Here is an 18980-nt window from a genome sequence, read left to right as displayed (position 1 = left end):
CAGGTTACTAAGAGATAAATATAATTTAGAAAAGTTGCAGGAATGATAAAATGTTTGAAAAAATGATGCCAAGAGATAAAAAAATCAGGATGGTGGTTCTGCTCCTGGTGGATATATGTGTAATCCAGTTCAGCAGTTTTATGGGTCTGTGGATGCGGTTTGATATGCGGCTTCAGTCTATCCCGGAAAATTACAGAATGGCGGCGGCAGGGTATGTGGTTCCCTACACACTGGTAACTCTGATTATTTTCTATGTATTCCGCATGTATTCTTCGATGTGGAGTGTTGCCGGAGTCAGGGAGGCGTGTCATATTGTATTTGCCTGTGCTCTGTCGAGCCTTTGCCAGATTGCGGGCATGACGATGCTGCAGCTTAATGTTCCCAGAAGCTATTTTGCCATCAGTTTTATCATCCTGACAGGCTGTGAGGGGCTTGTGAGGTTATCTTACCGCATCTACCGTTCGTTATTTAAACGCTACGGTGAAACGAGCAGCAGCAGAATCCTGATTGTAGGCGCCGGAACATCCGGTTCCGTGATTCTGAAGGAGATAGAAACAAGCCAGTATGCCCATGGCAAGGTGGCCTGTTTTGTGGATGATGATAAGAATAAGATTGGGAAATTCCTGAACGGCGTTCCGATTGCCGGTAACCGGTATGATATTCCCCAGCTTGTCGAAAAATATAAAATCGATAAGATTTATGTAGCGGCCCCGTCTGCTCCGGCTAAGGAGATCAAGAAGATACTGGAAATCTGCCGTGAGACTAATTGCCAGCTCAAAATTCTTCCCGGTATTTTTCAGCTTCTCAATGGCGATGTCAGTGTATCAAAACTGCGCGAGGTGCAGATTGAGGATCTTTTGGGCCGTGATCCGATCCAGGTTAATCTGGATGAGATTATGGGATATGTCAGCAATAAGGTGATTCTCGTTACCGGCGGCGGCGGTTCTATCGGCAGTGAACTTTGCCGCCAGATTGCCAGCCATAACCCAAAGCAGCTTATTATTGTGGATATCTACGAAAATAATGCGTATGACATCCAGCAGGAGCTGAAACGGACCTATCCGGAGCTGGATTTGGTCGTTTTAATTGGTTCTGTACGCAATACACACAGAATGAACAGTATTTTTGAACATTACAGACCAAACATTGTTTACCATGCAGCGGCCCACAAGCACGTGCCGTTGATGGAGGACAGCCCTCATGAGGCCATTAAAAATAATGTATTTGGTACATATAAGACCGCGAAGGCGGCCAGCCGCTATGGCGTCGAGCGTTTTGTGCTGATTTCCACCGACAAGGCGGTAAATCCAACCAACATTATGGGCGCTTCCAAACGAATGTGCGAGATGGTTGTGCAGATGGTGAATAAGGAGTCTAAGACGGATTTCGTTGCGGTCCGGTTCGGTAATGTGTTGGGAAGCAACGGTTCGGTAATTCCTCTGTTTAAGAAACAAATCGCAGAGGGGGGACCTGTCACCGTAACACATCCCGATATTATCCGTTATTTTATGACGATACCAGAGGCTGTTTCTCTGGTGCTTCAGGCCGGCTCCTATGCAAAGGGAGGAGAAATCTTCGTCTTGGATATGGGAGAACCTGTTAAAATCCTCGATTTAGCGAAGAACCTGATCCGCCTGTCCGGCTATGTGCCGAATGAAGATATTATGATTGAGTTCACAGGCCTGCGTCCCGGTGAAAAGTTATATGAGGAACTTCTGATGGATGAAGAAGGACTCCAGGATACGCCGAATAAGCAAATCCATATTGGAAAGCCGATTGATTTTGATGAGGAGCTGTTTAAAAAACAGCTGGACGAACTTTATGAAGAAGCAAATGGTGATGAGGTCGATATAAAGGCGGCAGTGCAAAAAATTGTACCCACTTATATTCGCAAGGACGATTGATTAAAATTATATAGTTTTTCTATCGGGGAATAAGGAGCTTATTTTGGCTCCTTATTTTTTTTGATTCATAGGAAATTACGTCCGATGAATCAAAAAACACTCCGCGAGGATGCACATGCCGCGCAGAGGTAAATAGTTGCTGAAGCAACCGCGCGGAAGCGCAAGAATCCCGCGGGCAGGATTCTTTGTTATGCGGCGGGAAACGTTCTTCAAACTTTCCGACTGCATAAAAAACCATCCCCACAGGACGGAAACTTTAAAGAGGCCTGTTCATTTTCGCTTGAGTTCGAAACTTTAAAGATGTAACAGATTCATATGCTGCCTCAGAGTGTGGAAAAATTGAATGCCGGGGAATCATGTATTAGAAAATTAGAATTAGGGATAAGTAAATCCGTTATAACCTTTCGACAAAATTCGACATCTGAATATGCGGTCGGGAGCAGCCTTTGCTATGATATTCCTATCCGTAATTGGATAAGAATTTGCAAAGGAGAAGAGGATTATGACACAAGAAGAAAAGAAACACATTGACCCATCAGAAAATCACACGATCTCACACCTGTGCGAGGCGTGGAAGCTCTCCATGAGGTATCAGGTGAAACCGAGTACGTTTGCCTGCTATGCAACACTCATCCAGAAACATATCAGGCCGGCGCTCGGTTCTGTGGAGATGGAGAAGATGGACAATGAGGTTCTTACGGAATTTATTCTGGACAGGCAGAGACAGGGGCTATCGGCGAACACACTGCGACTGATACTTTTTCTTTTGAAAAGTATTATCCACACGGGAGAGAGAAGGGGAATCTATCCAGCTGAAACGCTGGAGTTTTTTCTTCCCAAGGAAAGAGGGAATGAAATGAGGCTTTTAAGCCAGGAAAACAGGAGGAAGCTTTTAAGCTGGCTGGCCGGATGCAGGACGAATTTTGAGCTGGGACTTTTGTTGTCACTCAGCACCGGGATCAGAGTCGGGGAACTGTGCGGCGTGAGATGGGAGGATGTGGATTTGGACGAAGGCGTGCTTCATATCAGGCGTACGGTTTCCCGGATTCGGAATACGGAGCAGAAAAATACGGCTGCTAAAACACGTCTATACATTGGAACACCAAAAACTGGAACATCGCAACGTGATATTCCGCTTCCGGATTTCATGCTCCCCAGACTGGGAGAAAAGAAGCGCGACGGCGCCTGTTACCTACTGACGGGGAGACTTAGCTGTATGGAGCCCAGGGGTGTCCAGAGACGCTTTAAAAACCTTTTAAGGAAGCTCAGGCTGCCGGATATCAATATTCACGCCCTGCGGCACTCATTTGCATCCCAGTGGATAGAGAATGGATTTGACAGTAAGTCACTTTCAGAAATTCTGGGGCATTCTTCCGTGAAGATTACGATGGATATCTATGTACATAGCAATATGAGCCAGAAGAGGGCTTATATGGACCAGATGACGGCGGTATAAGCCTTATGGAACCGATTCAGTAGAGCATGATTTAATTATGTAATAAGATTCTAAGTCTGCCCGGTATAGAATGGATGGCATTACATATAAGAAGTAACAGGATTGCGGCATATTTGCGAGGAGAGCTATATGGCAGTGAGGAGTAAGAAACTGAGGCAAAGCAAAGAAATGAATAGTAAAGAAATGAATAATAAAGAAATGAATAATAAAAACGGGGTGTAAGATTGAAGGCGACGCAGCAGACGGAACGTGAAGGAGAAGTGTGAAATACGCATCATAAAAACAGGAAATTGTATCAAAAAACGGATGCACCAGAACATAAAACCACCCGGCGGCGACAAACAAGTTCCAGGCCATAAACCAACAGCATAAGGAAATCTTAAAGTATTTTACAGGATTTTCCGCCCAATCCCAATTGCACATTCTTATTGTTTATGCTAAGATAAGAAAAGCATTTACAATAGGAGGAGTTTTGTCCGATGGAACCGAACAATAATTATGAACAGGAAATTGATTTGAAGGATTTGATGTTTGCCGTGCTTCGCAGGTGGCGTCCAATCATTATTATCGCCGTGATTTTTGCTGTTTTACTTGGCGGCCTTAAAACGGTGAAAGGGATCAATCAGCTCAGTGATGAGGAGTATGTAAAGAAGAACCAGGATACATACAAGATGAACATGGAGCAGTATACCTCCACAAAGGATCGTCTGGAAAAAGAAATCCAGAATCTGCAGGATAATATTGAAAGCCAGAAAGAGTATAAAGAACAGTCGATTTTGATGAATATCAATCCATATGACGAGTATGTTGAGACGGCTACGTTCTATATTTCGACAGATTATTCAATTATGCCGGGCATGGTTTATCAGAACCCGAATACGGCTACCAGTATCCTGAAAGCCTATATGTCCATCGCACAGAACGGTGAGATGGACAATTATGTTCTGGGCAAGATGAACAGTAAGATGGGAATCCGTTATCTGAAAGAGCTGGTAAAGATCGTGCCGGATTATGATAACAATATGCTGGATATCACGGTAATCGGAGACACGAGAAAGACGGCCAGTGACGTGATGGGATATATTAAAGACAGCATTGCGTCCTCCCAGGAAAACATTACAAAGGCAATCGGCGAACATGAGAACAACCTTGTAGATGAATCCCAGTTCGTAACGGTAGATTTGGAGCTGGACAAGACACAGACTGAATTTGCAGCCAACACCGATCAGCTGGATATCAGCCTGAAAGAGAAGACGAAAGAGCTGTCCGAGCTGGAAGAGCCGAAGAACAGCCTTTTAAGCAAGTCGAGTGTTTTAAAGAGTGCAATCAAGTATGCGGTTCTCGGCGGCGTGCTTGGTGCATTTATGGTGGTATTCTTCCTCTGTGTAGCGTTTCTGATGAGCGACAAGCTGGTCAGCGAGAAAGAGCTGAAACGCAGATATGGTATTATGGTTCTTGGAGTTTTCAGCAAGCATAATAAAAAGCGTGCGTTTGCCTTCATTGACAGATGGCTGGATAAGCTGGAGGGTACATCCGCCAGAGAGATGGAGGATAGCAGAACTTTCGAAGTAGTAGCTGCCAATGCCATCAATTATATTGAACAGGACAGCATCCGGGACGTAATCCTTGTGGGCACGGTTGAAAATGAGAAGCTGGAGCAGGTTCACACGGGCCTTGCGGCCATGCTGGGCAGCGTAGAGCTCACAGTAGGCGGTAACCTTGGCAAAGATGCCTCTGCCATCAAGAAAGCGGCTTCCTGCGATGCAGTGGTTATCGTAGAGCAGCGCGGCAATTCCATGTTCTCCGGAATTGAACAGGAACTTGATCTTGTACGCAGTCTTGGCAAAAAAGTAATTGGTTGTATCGTATTGTAAATTAATAGACATGGCAGGTTTGAATATTAAAAATTTAACAGGGTATTGTATTACACTGTCGAAATTTGCGGTGGATAAGGCCTTTCTTTTTCAACAGTTTTATATTATAAATATATGTGTTGATTTACATATATGAAGGAGGAAGATGGTCATGGAGGAGGCTAGGCGAATTGCTTTACTGGAAAAGGAGAACTTTGAATTAAAAGAAGAAGTAGATACCTTATTCAATACGGTAGTTCAGTTAAAAGAAAGTATGAATCTTCTTGTTAGCCGTTACATCGTAAATGAGAAAAGCAGGTAAAAAAAGGGCAGGAAAAACCGTTTTTAGTCAGAGACGATATTTTCCTTGCCCTTTTTGATGTTTGCGCAATATTCTATGGCTTATTCTCTGGAGTTGCCATGCAGCTTTCTGGTTAAATCCCAGATCATATCGTGCATCCAGTCTATTGTTTTCTCCAGCTCCGCATTCTTCTGGTGGAGATCTTCGTTTTCGTATTCCAGCTCCTCGTTTCTGGCCTTCAGTTTTGCAATGGCGGAACGGTTATTGGATGTTTTACTCTGTTCTGTGATTCGCTGTACAACTGAGGTCTGAGGAGTTACATTTCCCGCTATCTGATCCGAAATTAGTTGGTCACGCATATTGTAATCCATATCCATGAAGTTTTGATAAGACATTGGGAAGACCGTCATAGGTGTTTTGCACACGGGGCATATGGCATTTTTTGAAACCTGGTAAAAGCCATAGCGGCCGCATCTGGAACAATAGTAAACAGTCAATTCACGCATAATTTTATCTTCCGTCATTAAGTGATAGTTTGTAACCCGATATAAATATGGTAGTATCCACTCCACATCTACATTACAACATTTGGTCATAAAATACCATACTTATATACAAAACGTATAAAAAATAAGAAGTGTGACAAGAAAAATTGTATTTTTTTAAAAACATTTTGGCTTTTTTAACATGAATTGTGTCTGATTAAAAGAAAACTTTGTGCAGTAAGCCTTTCTGTCAGTTTTATTATATGAGAGGCAGAATAAAAAAAGAACAGCCCCATAGGCGGGATGTTCAAAAATACGCCGGGATACCCTCTGTGGCTTCTTTAAGCACACCATAGCGATGCCGGACGGTCCCCCGGGTAAATTCCTTCATCTGATTGATAATATCTGCCTACAGGCCATGCTCCGTGCTTCTTACGCTGTCTGTGGCAGTAGAAAACACATGCCGGGAACCTGTACGTGAAAACAAAGAAAAAATACCGCGGTTCCGTCGAAACGGCCTACGGTATTTATGAACGGATGATATTAATATATTACTGGATGATTCCTGAACTGTCAACTGTCCAGACTGTCTCATTTGTATCTTTGATATCTTTAAAGCCTTTTCCTAATTCCGGTTTTGCAGAGGAAGTGGAAGTAGAGGATGCTTTCTGGATGTTGCCGCTTGTGTTAACCAGGTAGCGCTTTTCGCCAACTGTCACCGGTTCGTAGCGGAGTTCCGGATCGGCTTTCTGGAGAAGTCCGTTTAAATAAACCTGATTATCACGTTCTCCGTGGTATCCCTGGCCTTTCAGAGAGCCTTTTGCATGGAAGTACCATGTCTGGTTTTCTTCGAGGTCTTCATCGTAAATCGTCTGTTTTCCTGTCTGCATTTCACCTTTTTCGTTAAAATAGTATGTTACTTCTTTTCCTGAACCATCGGTCAGAATCTGGATGCCTGTCTGCATTTCACCTTTTTCGTTGAAAGCGTACTTGTTGGAATTGATAGTGAAAAGTTCAAGTCCTTTTTCAGCGTGGAAAGCTTCGCCGTTTTTAAAGTAGAAGGTAAATTCGTTATCGCTCTCGTTGATTCCGGGAGCCCCTTCAATTGTGTACCAGCCTGTTGCTCTTTTTCCGTCGTTCGCTTCGTCGTAGTAGCGGAAATCCTTTAAGGAAAGAGCAGGAGCTGCTTCGCTTTCTGTGGCAGCCGCAGCAGAGGAGATAAATCCGGCTTCGGCTACGTTAACCCAGCCTGTCTGCATCTTGCCGTCAATGAATGTATAGTAATTACCGTTTATTTTTCTATCCATCTGGTCTGTAATCATTTTTCCGTTTTCGTCAAAATAGCACCAGATGCCTTCATCGTCTGTATCGTGAGTCATTTCTTCTAAAAGCACCCAGCCTGTCTTTCTGGCTCCGTCGCTTTCATTTCCAAGATAGTAGGTGGCTCCGTCAATTTCCACAAGCCCGGTCAGCATCTGGCCGTCCTCGTCGAAGTAGTATGTCTTGCCGCTTATGGTCATCCATTTGGAAGTGACGATTTTACCGTCCTTACCAAAATAGTGCCAGTTCGCTCCGCCTGGGGCGTCGGGACTGTCGTATTCTTCGTCATTGTCCACGGATACCCACTGGTTTTTCACCATGCGGCCTGTGGAGTTAACATAATACTCGTCAATTCTCTGGCTTACGGCAAGGTCGCCGTTCTCATCCAGGTAGAACCAGTCGCTGTCTTTCTTCTTCCAGGTGTTTGTCTCTTTGTAGCCGTCTTCATCATAGAAGAACCAGCTGCCGTCTTCTTCTACCAAACCCTTAGCTGCTGCATAAGATGTGTGGATACCTGTGTAATTTGTTGCCATTGGTGCAGCCGCAGCCATGATTGCCGCAGCGGATAATACAGCCATTAATTTTGTTTGCTTGCGCATTTTTTAATCTCTCCTTTTTCGTTAAATGTCTCTGGCCGAAAATCCATCGTTGCATTACGTTGTGATTATAGCTTATCAGGTGAGGAAAAAGATAGTGCAGGTTGCTGGTAAGGATGGAAGGAAATAGGACTTAAGGAAGTGAGGAGGAGAATGGGAGAGAGTTACGTCTGTGCGCAGCCAGGTGCCGCCCGTAAAACAGGGCAGCCAAAGCCCCCGCGGTGTGCAGGGGTTAGGGCATTACCGTACACGGAGTGAACAGTAACGTCAGGGCTGCCCTTGGCAGATTAACGCTGATACAGCGAATCTGTAATAAATTCGACATCCAGGGTTCCGGATAGACGGTTCAGGGTGTCTTTGACATACTGGTTGATGCCCTGTGATTTTTCCCGGGCAATCTGGTAATCCATATCTGCATTAAAGTAGTTGTCGCCGTGATAGCTGTATCCGTCGAAACCGGCACATGCGGCATGGCGTACGCCTGTTTTAACGAGCACATTTAAAAGCATGACGAATGAATTATCAATAATCTCGGCATCCAGATCGATCAGGGAGCTGTAGTTTAAGGTGTAATCGAAGCGATCCTTTACGTTGGTGACATTGGATGTCGCAATGACCCTGACTGCATTTTCCGGTGAATCGGAGAGCTCCAGCAGTCGGCTGCCGAGCTGGACGTAGCGTCTGGAGTTGCTCAAAAACGCATAGTTGATGGAAATGCCGTCCGGAATATAGTTCACGGAAATAATGATTGGTTTTGTTTTTTCAATGTAAGAAAGCACCTTTTCTTTTTGAAGTTCCATATTTTTGCCGGGACCCAGGAGAAGGACGGGTTTGCCCGCCAGGCATTCGGTCAATTTGTTTATGTCGGCCTCGTCGTTGCAATCCGTGCTCTGGTAGGTGCGGTACAACTGCTCGATATATTCTTTATCGTAGAGCAGTTTTTTCTCGGGTTCGATGCTGTCCAGGATCCCGTTCAGGGCCTTTAAGGACAGGGTCTGTTTGTCCATCAGGAATTTTACGTAGCTTGGATGACAGTTGTTGGAGGCGGCAATATAGAAGAAAAGGTTATATCCCCATGGGGTTTTCCTGAAAAACGGCATGATATTGATATCAATGGCCTCCAGCATCTGGGCAGTATTGTAATTCTTTCCGAAGAAGGTATTCATGTACATGGCGATCAGCTCCAGCGGAAGGTTTCCCGCGCTTTTGCCCATCCCATATAAGGAAGCGTCGATCAGAACCATGCGGTCTGCAGGTTCACGGAGGATATCAATGCTGTTGGAATAAGCTAACTGGAAATTGTTATGTGAGTGATAGCCGATTCCGATTTCCTTTTTCAGATTATGGTTTAAAAGTTCAAAATAGTGCAGCAGGTTCTCCTGGTGCAGCAGGCCGTAAGTGTCTACGATGGAAAGGGCGTAGGGTTCCAGCTCATTTACCAGATCGATTAGATCGAGCATTTCCCGGTCGGAATAGCTGGTGATGGAGACGGCCTGTACGAATACGTCATATCCCAGCTCTTTAACCTGGCGGCAGTAGTCGATTGCCTCTTTCATTACATGTTTTTTAAAGATCACCCGGATTCCGTCGATAAAGGTCTCTTCACAGCGGGAAAGGTTTGAGATGCCGCAGGTTCCATAGTCTATCATGGCGACAATCATGGAATTACCCTTACTAAGCTTGTCAAAAATTTTGTCTGCACTTTTTGTGTCGGGCATAATCGTCCTGTTTATGTCAAAGGGACGGCGGTCATCCAGAAAACCGATTTCCAGTGTATCCACACCCGAACTGATAAGGCGTTCAAATATATTGACAATGTTAGCGTGTCCGAAATTCCAGTCGTTGACAAATCCGCCGTCGCGCAGCGTACAGTCGAGTAATTTTACTTCTTTCATAAGTAATTCTCCCTTCAGGTTTCTGGCTCTAAGCCTAGAAACAATCCAATGTCTGCCGGTTTACCGGCTATATAAACGGGGTCAAACTCTTTCCAGCCGTCCGGTGTGGAGGGGCCGAAGCCATAGGTTACCCCAATCAGATCGGTTCCCGCCTTTCTGGCGCCATTGCCGTCGGAAGCGGTATCTCCGATTAGAACAGCCTCGTCGGGCGACAGGTTCAGTCCGCCCAGACATTTCTTCAGCACATCGGTCTTTTGCATTTTGCTGGCAAAATCGCTGCCGCAGATACAGTCGCAGTAGTTGCTGATGTGGTAATGCTCAAGAAGAGTGACTGCGTAATCTTCCCGTTTCAGCGTGGCAACGCCGATGAGATACCCCTCCTTTTTCAAATCCTCCAGAAGTTTCATCATGCCCTCGTAGGGAGCGGCCTTCAGAAGATCGTGATCTTTATAACGGTTCCGGAAAATTTCGGTTGCCCGGACTGCTTCCTCCTCACCGATATTATATACCTGCATAAGAGAGTGTTTGATCGGAGGGCCGATAAAGGTCTGCATCACATCCTCATCCGGTGTTTCATATCCCATCATCCTGGTAGTGTAGCGGACACTTTCCAGAACGCCTTCTGCGGTATCGAGCAGAGTGCCGTCCAAATCGAAAATGATGCCGCGGTATCGGCGGTTACTTTTAGTTTTCCGGTTTCCCGGAATCTTCTTTTGATTAATTGGCATTTGTGTGAGACTCCTTTTTATCGATAACTACAATGAATGGTTCTCCCTGGCCGCGAACTGTTTCCTGACTTTCTCCAAATCCTTTGGCGTGTCGACCGAAAGTGTGGGACCGGGGATTTCTGCAAATAAAACGGTTTTACCATGTTCCATGAAACGCAGCAGATCGAATTCCTCTATCTCTTCCAGCTGGCCTTTACGGGTGGAATCAAAAAAGTTCAGGGCCTCTTTGGTGTAAACACCGATACTGACGAACTTCTTATACTGATAATCGAGGCTGCCTTTCGGATAGGGGATGGGGCCGCGGGAGGCGTAAAGGCCTTTTCCACTGCCGCTGCATACGATTTTTATGTTGGCGCAGTCAAATACTTCAGGAGCTGCGGAAATGGGAGTCATGGCATTTACCACAAAGGGCCTTTCCTCCGTATCCGGTCTTGTCATGGCCATCACTGCTTTTTCCGTCACAAGTCTGATATCTTCCGGAGTGAGCAGCGGCTCGTCGGCTCCTACCATAACATAAAGATCGGCATCCACCTGTCCCGCGGCTTCACAGATACGCGAGGTGGGATTCTGGTGGCCGGTACCGGTCGTCAGGCAGGGAATCTGATATGTTCCGCAGGCTTTACGGATTGACTCATGGCCGGATGCAACATAGACGGCGTCGAACATACCGCTTGAAACTGCCGCATGGTAAACATGCCAGAACAGGGGCCTGTCTCCTAACAGGGTAAGAACTTTACCCGGAAAGCGGGTGGAGTCAAGCCTTGCGGGTATCATCCCAACAATTCTCATAGTACTGCCTCCTTCCGACGGCGGAGCCGTCAAGCATATATGCAATTATAGAAAAATTCGGAGGAAAAGACAATAGGGAAATGGGGAATGAAAAATGAGGATGGGGGGAATGGGGTGGTTAGTGGGAAGGGGTGGGTTTTGAGTCCCGGCCGCAGCCTGTCCGGGCGGAATACGGGCAGAAAAAGTTCCTGCGGGAATCGCTTGCGCTCTATGGAATTCCTAGCGGACACTAACCTCGTGAGAAACCTCGGTAAGTGCCGAGGAACTCCAACGTTCCCGCAGGAATCTTTTTCTCCCTCCTTCCGCCCCGGACAGGCTGCGGCCGGGACTCAAAACGCGAAGGTTATTGTCCACCCCATTCCGTATCCCGGCGGGAGCCTCTTTTTTCTGGGGGAGGGGAGTGGGAATTCAGTGTATGGATATATTGTTTTGGAGATGGTAGAATAGGAATATTGAAGATACCGGGATGTTTGGATGAAGGATTGACTAGAGGTGATTTTATAGTTATTGTCCACGGGTATTGTTTCGCGAGGTGTTTTTGACCGTTTTTGTACATCTCTGAGCATCGCGAAATGCAGTAATTTATATGAGCAGGAGGGGATACTATGGTTGTTTTGATTGCGGGAGCATCGCATACGGGGAAGACGTTTTTGGCTCAGAGGTTGTTGGAGCGGTATGGTTATCCGTATTTGTCGCTTGATTTGCTGAAGATGGGACTGATCAGGAGCGGGAGGACTGAGCTGACGCCGGAGGAGGATGGGGAACTTGTGACGTATCTCTGGCCTGTTGTCAGGGAGATTGTTAAGACGGCGGTGGAGAATCATCAGAATTTGATTGTGGAAGGCGTGTATATTCCCTTTTCATGGAAAAATGATTTTACAGAGGATTATTTAAAGGAGATCCGATTTTTCTGTCTGGTAATGTCACGGAGATATATTGAGAATCATTTCGCTGAGATTGCCGGTTTTGCCAATGTGATTGAAAGAAGACTGGATGACTCTTACTGCAGCCGCGATTTATTAATCAGGGATAATGAATATAATAGGGAGATGTGTGCGAAGTATGGATGTGATTCTGTTTTAATCGATGATAAATATGAGGTGGAGATTGAGCTGTAGTACCCGGCTGATTGTGAGGGGGATGGATGAAACTGGATGGAACTGTCGGTTTTCGGCTCTGGAAATCCCTTTAAAACCCTAAGAAGTAAGAAAATCTTATATATGCAGACGGAAGAGAGTATGGTATAATGTCGGCGTAGCAGACGTTATAGTATGAAAAAATAAACAATGGAAATTTATAAATAATAGAGTTTGAAGAGGAGAATGAATCACTATGCAAAAGAAAGTTTCCAACTATATTGCGGAAAAACTTTTAGACGCAGGAATTACCGATGCTTTTCTGATTACAGGCGGAGGTGCGATGCACCTGGATGATGCCCTGGGGCATCAGGAAGGTCTTCACTGCATGTACAATCACCATGAGCAGGCCTGTGCCATGGCGGCGGAGAGTTATGCGAGGATTCATAATAAGATCGCTGCTGTCTGCGTAACTACCGGGCCGGGGGGGATTAACGCCATGACGGGAGTGGCAGGCGGTTATATGGATTCCATTCCGATGTTTGTGATTTCCGGGCAGGTCCGTTACGATACGACGGCCAGGAGCACCGGCCTTCATCTGAGGGCCATGGGAGATCAGGAATATGACATTACGAAGTCCGTGGCGAATATGACGAAATACTGCGAGATGGTCATCGATCCGATGAGAATCCGTTTCTGTATGGAGAAGGCGCTGTATCTGGCATACAGCGGCCGTCCGGGTCCCGTATGGCTCGATATTCCGTTGAATGTGCAGGCTGCTGTGATTGAGACGGACGATCTGATCGGCTTTGACGCGGATGATTATAAGGCGGGCGGAACCGGCTGGAGCGCGCCGTCGGCTTCTGAGATACCCGAGGACACAAAGGGGAAGGGAGAGTACCGGGAAGTCCTTCCCGCGCCGGTGAGCCGTGATACGGCAAAGGCGGTTATTGAGAAGATACGTTCTTCCAAACGCCCGGTTATCAATGCGGGCAATGGAATCCGCATTGGAGCCGCCCATGATGTATTTATGCGCGTTGTGGAAAAACTGGGAATTCCGGTTGCCACGGGAGCGGACAGTATCGACTGCATCTATGATGAACATCCGCTGTATGTGGGAAAAGGCGGCAATGTGGGCGATCGGGCCGGTAATTTTGCAATCCAGAACAGCGATTTGCTGCTTTCCCTGGGAAGCCGTTTGAGCTTCCGCCAGGTTGGATACCGTTTCGATACCTGGGCAAGAGCCGCCTATGTGATTGTTAACGACATCGATGCCGAAGAGCTGAAAAAACCGACGTTCCATGTGGATATGCCGGTTCATGCCGATGTAAAAGATCTCCTCACCGTGATGGAAGAGGTGCTTGACGCGGAGGGAACGCCGGAGGGCGCCGCACCAATCACAGAAGAATATAAAACGGCGCAGGAAGAGTGGGTGAAGACCTGCCAGGGCTGGAAACGCGATTATCCGGTCGTTTTGAAACGCCATCTTGAGGACGGTACGGAGACGGAGGCCAATGTATATGCCTTTGCACGCCTGATGAGCGAACGGCTGAACGAGGGACAGATTGTCGTAGTAGGCAACGGCTCTGCCAATGTGGTCTGCGGACACGGCAATATTATGAAAAAAGGGCAGCGGTTTATTTCCAACTCCGGAATTGCCTCTATGGGGTATGGCCTTCCGGCGGCGATTGGAGCCTGCGTTGCGGACCATGACCAGGATATTGTTCTTGTAACCGGGGACGGAAGCATCCAGATGAATCTGCAGGAGCTTCAGACCGTGATAGGGAACTATCTGCCGATTAAGATTTTTATTATCAATAACGGCGGTTACCATTCCATCCGCCAGACCCAGAAGAATTTCTTCGGGGAGCCTCTGGTCGGCATCGGCGTGGACAGCGGGGATTTGACGTTCCCGAGCATGGAAAAACTGGCCTGGGCCTACGGTTTCCCGTATGTTGCAATCCACAATAACGCGGAAATCGGCGATAAGGTGGAAGAAACCCTGGCTTTGGACGGACCGGTTATCTGCGAAGTGTTTGTAACGATGGAACAGAACTTTGAGCCGAAGTCGGCGGCGAAAAAACTTCCGGACGGAACGCTCGTGTCACCGCCGCTCGAGGATTTATCCCCATTTCTTCCCGATGAGGAGATGGATAAGATTATGATGATACCGAGAATCAGAAACTGATTTGAAATAAAGGAAATCTGAAATAAAGGAAAAAAGAATGAATATAGTAGTGACCGGGGCGACCAGCTTTGTCGGGACCGGGGCGGTAAAAGAGCTTCTCCGGAGAGGCCATCATGTGTTTGCCGTTCTCAGGGAACACTCGGCAAAGGCGGATTTGCTCCTTGAAAATCATAAAATCCCTGAAAATCTTACAATTATTGAAGAAGATTTGGGAAATCTGGGTAACCTTGTTAATAGGATTGAAGAGCCGTGCAGCGTATTCCTTCATATGGGATGGCGCGGCGCCGGCAGCAATTCCAGGAAAGATGCGGGGGTACAGGAGGAAAGTGTGAAGGATTCCTTAAATGCCGTGAGGACGGCGGCGGCTCTTGGCTGCAACCGTTTTCTTTTTACCGGCTCCCAGGCGGAATACGGAATCCATGACACGCTGATGGATGAGAATATTTCCTGCCATCCCGGTTCTCCCTACGGGGAAGCGAAATTAAGGGTCCGCCATGAAGCGGAAAAGCTTTGCAGGGAACTGTCGCTGGATTACGGACATGCCTGTATCTTCAGCACCTACGGACCGGGGGATCATCCGTGGTCCCTCATTTCCACCTGTATCGGCACATTCTTAGAGGGCGGTCATATGGAACTGTCGGACTGCACGCAGAAGTGGAACTTCCTTTATATTGAGGATGCCGGACGTGCGCTTGCGGCGCTTGTGGAGTATGGGGGCAGGCTTCTGGATCATGGCTGTGTCTATAATCTGGGGGGGCCGATGGAAGAAACGGGGCCGCTCCGTAATTTTGTGGAGCAGATTTATGAACTCTGCGGCCGTCGTGGAAGCTTCGAATACGGCCTCCGGGCGCCCAATGCCGAGGGCGTTGTGAACCTGATTCCCGATATCGGGAAGATGGAACGTGTGGCCGGATGGCGTCCGGAAATAAGATTTGAGCAAGGAATCCGTAATATTTTAAGAAAATTGTAGGTTGTCAAATGCTGTAAAGGCGTTTAGAATATAAGGAAGTTATAAGTTACGGCCATTATTCGGTACTGTTCACAGGCAATGGCCTGCGGGGAGTTCCCTCACATTTTAGTGCGGGAGCGTAAAAGACAGGTAAAAAGAAGAGAGAGAAGTTTCCCAATGAAAAAAATCAGTATTTTAATACCCTGTTATAACGAAGAGGAAAATGTCGGCCCTATCAGCGAAGAAATTGTAAAAACCATGGAACGTGATTTGCCGGGCTATGATTATGAGCTGGTATTTATCGACAATGACTCATCAGATAATACGAGGCCGGTTCTTCGGAGGCTCTGCAGTGAGAACTGCCGGATCAAGGCGATTTTCAATGCAAAGAACTTTGGGCAGTTTAATTCGCCCTACTATGGAATGCTTCAGGTGACGGGTGACTGTGTCATCAGCATGGTGGCGGATTTCCAGGATCCGGTGGAACTGATTCCCCAGTATGTCAGGGAATGGGAGAACGGCTATAAAATTGTAATCGGAATAAAAAAGGGCAGCAAAGAGAACCCGGTCATGTACTGGCTCAGAAGCTGCTACTATAAATTGATAAAGAAATTGTCCGATGTCGAGCAGATTGAGCATTTTACAGGCTCGGGGCTCTATGACAGGGACTTTATTGAGATCCTGCGGGGACTTGACGATCCCACGCCGTTTCTGCGGGGGATTGTGGCGGAACTGGGATATAAGAGGAAAGAAATTCCCTATGTCCAGCCGGAAAGAAGAGCCGGAAAGACACACAACAATTTTTACAAGTTATATGATGCCGCGATGCTGAGCATCACGTCCTATACAAAGGTAGGACTGCGGCTGGCAACTATTTTCGGCAGCGTCTGCGCTGCCATCAGTATGGTTGTGGCCCTCATCTATCTCATCATGAAATTATGGCACTGGTATGATTTTCCGGCCGGCATGGCCCCGGTTCTTATCGGTATGTGCTTTCTGGGATCTGTTCAGATCTTTTTCATCGGTCTGGTGGGAGAGTATATTCTGTCCATCAATTCAAGAGTGATGAAACGGCCGCTTGTCGTAGAAGAGGAACGGCTGAATTTTGATGAAAAAAGTGATATGGAAACCGGAAACGCAGGTATGAAACGTTCAGATGCGGATTCGGAAAAAAGTTCGGACGCGAAACCGGTGGAGCCGGATGTCAAATCAGACACGGATGCGGCCGGGAACAGCAGGTGACAGTATGAAATTTAATGTGGATGTGGTAAGAATACGGGAAAATTCCATACAGCTTAACGGCTGGGCCATCGGAAAGACGCCGGATACGAAGATTACGTACGGAGTCGAGGACGAGGCCCATAATCCGCTTCAGTATAAGTATGTTCCAACCAGAAGGGATGACGTGAGCCAAATCTATTTTGGCAGGGGGCTGGACCGGGAATTCGGCTTTGACATTCAGTTTCCCTATGAGCGGGGGAAGGATTATTATCTGGTGATCCGCGGGGAGAGCAGGCGTATCAGGGTTAAGTACAATGAGGATTTAATTAAGAAGAGAAGCAGCGTGGCCCATAAGAGAATGCAGAAGATACGCGATCTGATGAACATGGAGACGGTTCATGTCTGCCTGGATTTCTGGAAAGAGAACGGGTTTAAGGCCCTTCTTCTGAAATCCCGCCATAAGCTTCAGGGGATTGACAACGACTATGATTACGGAGAGTGGTATTCCCTGACGAGGCCGTCTCCCGAAGAGCTGGAACGGCAGAGACAGGAACGCTTTGATTATATGCCGAAGTTTTCCATCATTATTCCTGTTTTCAAGACGCCGGAGCGGTATCTGAAGGAGATGCTGGATTCGATTCAGGAGCAGACTTATGGGAACTGGGAAGTCTGCGTCGCCGACGGAAGCCCGAGAGGCGAGAGCGTGGAACGCGTCCTGCGCCGCTATGCGGAAAAAGACAGACGTTTTAAATATGTGATCCTTGGAGAAAACAAAGGAATTTCCGGCAATACCAATGCGGCGATTGACATGGCCGACGGTGATTTCATTGTACTGGCCGATCACGATGATGTGATGACGGCGGATGCCCTGTATGAATGTGCAAGGACGATCAATGAGAATCCGGAATGCGATGTTCTTTATTCCGACGAGGATAAAATGGATATGGACGGCGGGGCTCTTTTTGATCCCCACTTCAAACCCGATTTTAATATTGATTTGCTGTGCAGCGTTAATTATATCTGCCATCTGTTTGTGGTAAGCCACGAACTGGCGGCCGAGGTCGGAGGATTCAGAAACGAATTCGACGGCGCCCAGGACTATGATTTTATATTCCGCTGTACGGAGAAGGCGGCCCGGATCTGCCATATCCCGAAGGTGCTGTACCACTGGCGCTGCCATCAGGACTCCACGGCCAGCAATCCGGAGAGCAAGCTTTATGCGTTCGAGGCCGGAGCCAGGGCAATCATGGCCCATTATGACAGAGTCGGCATAGAGGCGGAGAAGGTGGAAAAGGGAGTGGATTACGGGATTTACCACTCGGTTTACCGGATTAAAGGAAGCCCGCTTGTCTCCGTTATTATTCCAAACAAGGACCACCATATGGATCTGGACACCTGTATCCGCGGCATCTGTGAGCGCGCTACCTACAGGAATGTGGAATTCGTCGTAGTTGAGAATAACAGTACGAAAAAAGAAACATTTGAATACTATGATAAGATACAGAAGGAATTTTCCAATGTCCGTGTCGTAAAATGGGAGCGCGAGTTTAATTATGCGGCGATCAACAACTTCGGCGTGACATTTGCAAATGGAACGTATCTGCTGTTTTTAAATAACGACACCGAACTGATAGCCCCCAATTTTATCGAGGAAATGCTGGGACTCTGCCAGCGGGACGAGGTGGGCATTGTAGGAGCGAAGCTTCTGTATCAGGATGATACGATTCAGCATGCCGGTGTGGTAGTGGGATTCGGAGGAATCGCCGGCCATACGTTTATCGGCCTGCACCAGGCGGAGAACAGTTATTTCCACCGCGCGATGAGTACACAGGATTACAGTGCGGTGACAGCGGCCTGTATGATGAGCAAGAAGGAGCTGTTTGAGGAGGTCGGCGGTTTCTCGGAAGAGCTGGCCGTTGCTTTTAACGACATCGACTATTGCATGAAAGTGCGCAGGGCAGGTAAACTGGTGGTATATAACCCATATGCCCTGTTATATCATTACGAATCCAAGTCCAGGGGACTGGAGGACACTCCGGAGAAGGTAGAGCGCTTTAACAGGGAGATAAAGATATTCTCTGAAAAGTGGCCGGAGATATTACGGGACGGCGATCCATATTACAATCCGAACCTGACGCTCAGAAAATCGAATTTTGCCCTGAGGGATCTGAAGAAGGAAAAGATAGGGGAACCATACAAGCTGGAAATTTAAAGGAAAT

The 18980-nt window shown here is 47.1% G+C and carries 14 protein-coding genes; 9 read left to right on the top strand and 5 right to left on the bottom strand.

Annotated features, from left to right (window positions below; genetic code table 11):
- Positions 1-50: 50 nt before the first annotated feature.
- The 4 genes from V3C10_19220 (at position 51) to V3C10_19205 (ending at position 5535) form a co-directional block, all read left to right on the top strand.
- Positions 51-1904, top strand: coding sequence for a nucleoside-diphosphate sugar epimerase/dehydratase (locus V3C10_19220; GenBank protein ID WVP61413.1), 1854 nt, complete (start codon positions 51-53; stop codon positions 1902-1904).
- Between the two features lie 502 nt (positions 1905-2406).
- Positions 2407-3360: a site-specific integrase gene (locus V3C10_19215; GenBank protein WVP61412.1), complete on the top strand. Its 954-nt coding sequence runs from the start codon at positions 2407-2409 to the stop codon at positions 3358-3360.
- A gap of 479 nt (positions 3361-3839) precedes the next feature.
- On the top strand, positions 3840-5234 hold the full coding sequence (locus V3C10_19210; protein ID WVP61411.1) for a chain-length determining protein: 1395 nt from the start codon (positions 3840-3842) through the stop codon (positions 5232-5234).
- A gap of 151 nt (positions 5235-5385) precedes the next feature.
- Positions 5386-5535, top strand: a complete 150-nt coding sequence (locus V3C10_19205) for a hypothetical protein (GenBank protein WVP61410.1) — start codon at positions 5386-5388, stop codon at positions 5533-5535.
- A gap of 80 nt (positions 5536-5615) precedes the next feature.
- Here V3C10_19205 and V3C10_19200 read toward each other — a convergent pair whose 3' ends face one another.
- The 5 genes from V3C10_19200 to V3C10_19180 form a co-directional block, all read right to left on the bottom strand.
- The gene (locus V3C10_19200; protein WVP61409.1) at positions 5616-6020 is read right to left on the bottom strand and encodes a teichuronopeptide; all 405 of its coding nucleotides are present in this window, start codon (positions 6018-6020) and stop codon (positions 5616-5618) included.
- A 530-nt stretch (positions 6021-6550) separates the two neighbouring features.
- Positions 6551-7918 (bottom strand): cell wall-binding protein, encoded by a 1368-nt coding sequence (locus V3C10_19195; GenBank protein WVP61408.1) that lies wholly within the window; start codon positions 7916-7918, stop codon positions 6551-6553.
- Between the two features lie 284 nt (positions 7919-8202).
- Positions 8203-9810: an aldolase catalytic domain-containing protein gene (locus V3C10_19190; GenBank protein WVP61407.1), complete on the bottom strand. Its 1608-nt coding sequence runs from the start codon at positions 9808-9810 to the stop codon at positions 8203-8205.
- Positions 9811-9824: 14 nt separating this feature from the next.
- Positions 9825-10538, bottom strand: a complete 714-nt coding sequence (locus V3C10_19185) for an HAD hydrolase-like protein (protein WVP61406.1) — start codon at positions 10536-10538, stop codon at positions 9825-9827.
- A 27-nt stretch (positions 10539-10565) separates the two neighbouring features.
- On the bottom strand, positions 10566-11327 hold the full coding sequence (locus V3C10_19180) for an NTP transferase domain-containing protein (GenBank protein WVP61405.1): 762 nt from the start codon (positions 11325-11327) through the stop codon (positions 10566-10568).
- 605 nt (positions 11328-11932) lie between these two features.
- Between V3C10_19180 and V3C10_19175 the strand changes: the two genes are divergently transcribed.
- The 5 genes from V3C10_19175 (at position 11933) to V3C10_19155 (ending at position 18973) form a co-directional block, all read left to right on the top strand.
- Entirely contained in the window at positions 11933-12445 is a 513-nt protein-coding gene (locus tag V3C10_19175) for an ATP-binding protein (GenBank protein ID WVP61404.1), read from the top strand.
- Positions 12446-12659: 214 nt separating this feature from the next.
- Positions 12660-14591, top strand: a complete 1932-nt coding sequence (locus V3C10_19170; protein ID WVP61403.1) for a thiamine pyrophosphate-binding protein — start codon at positions 12660-12662, stop codon at positions 14589-14591.
- Positions 14592-14628: 37 nt separating this feature from the next.
- Positions 14629-15561, top strand: a complete 933-nt coding sequence (locus V3C10_19165) for an NAD(P)-dependent oxidoreductase (protein WVP61402.1) — start codon at positions 14629-14631, stop codon at positions 15559-15561.
- Between the two features lie 156 nt (positions 15562-15717).
- Positions 15718-16782, top strand: coding sequence for a glycosyltransferase family 2 protein (locus V3C10_19160; GenBank protein ID WVP61401.1), 1065 nt, complete (start codon positions 15718-15720; stop codon positions 16780-16782).
- A gap of 4 nt (positions 16783-16786) precedes the next feature.
- A complete protein-coding gene (locus tag V3C10_19155) occupies positions 16787-18973 on the top strand; it encodes a glycosyltransferase family 2 protein (protein ID WVP61400.1) in 2187 nt (728 codons plus the stop codon).
- Positions 18974-18980 lie beyond the last annotated feature (7 nt).

It is taken from the genome of [Clostridium] symbiosum, from assembly GCA_036419695.1.
Taxonomy (GTDB): Bacteria; Bacillota; Clostridia; order Lachnospirales; family Lachnospiraceae; genus Otoolea; species Otoolea symbiosa_A.
The sequence above is the reverse complement of the archived record's forward strand: the minus strand, read 5'-3'. Positions and strand labels throughout refer to the sequence as shown.

Bases quoted from the DNA above. Each gene is read 5' to 3' on its own strand.
- V3C10_19220 (WVP61413.1), top strand. From the start codon at position 51: ATGTTTGAAAAAATGATGCCAAGAGATAAAAAAATCAGGATGGTGGTT.
- V3C10_19200 (WVP61409.1), bottom strand. From the start codon at position 6,020: ATGCGTGAATTGACTGTTTACTATTGTTCCAGATGCGGCCGCTATGGC.
- V3C10_19170 (WVP61403.1), top strand. From the start codon at position 12,660: ATGCAAAAGAAAGTTTCCAACTATATTGCGGAAAAACTTTTAGACGCA.
- V3C10_19195 (WVP61408.1), bottom strand. From the start codon at position 7,918: ATGCGCAAGCAAACAAAATTAATGGCTGTATTATCCGCTGCGGCAATC.
- V3C10_19215 (WVP61412.1), top strand. From the start codon at position 2,407: ATGACACAAGAAGAAAAGAAACACATTGACCCATCAGAAAATCACACG.
- V3C10_19155 (WVP61400.1), top strand. From the start codon at position 16,787: ATGAAATTTAATGTGGATGTGGTAAGAATACGGGAAAATTCCATACAG.
- V3C10_19210 (WVP61411.1), top strand. From the start codon at position 3,840: ATGGAACCGAACAATAATTATGAACAGGAAATTGATTTGAAGGATTTG.
- V3C10_19160 (WVP61401.1), top strand. From the start codon at position 15,718: ATGAAAAAAATCAGTATTTTAATACCCTGTTATAACGAAGAGGAAAAT.
- V3C10_19165 (WVP61402.1), top strand. From the start codon at position 14,629: ATGAATATAGTAGTGACCGGGGCGACCAGCTTTGTCGGGACCGGGGCG.
- V3C10_19190 (WVP61407.1), bottom strand. From the start codon at position 9,810: ATGAAAGAAGTAAAATTACTCGACTGTACGCTGCGCGACGGCGGATTT.
- V3C10_19180 (WVP61405.1), bottom strand. From the start codon at position 11,327: ATGAGAATTGTTGGGATGATACCCGCAAGGCTTGACTCCACCCGCTTT.
- V3C10_19205 (WVP61410.1), top strand. From the start codon at position 5,386: ATGGAGGAGGCTAGGCGAATTGCTTTACTGGAAAAGGAGAACTTTGAA.
- V3C10_19175 (WVP61404.1), top strand. From the start codon at position 11,933: ATGGTTGTTTTGATTGCGGGAGCATCGCATACGGGGAAGACGTTTTTG.
- V3C10_19185 (WVP61406.1), bottom strand. From the start codon at position 10,538: ATGCCAATTAATCAAAAGAAGATTCCGGGAAACCGGAAAACTAAAAGT.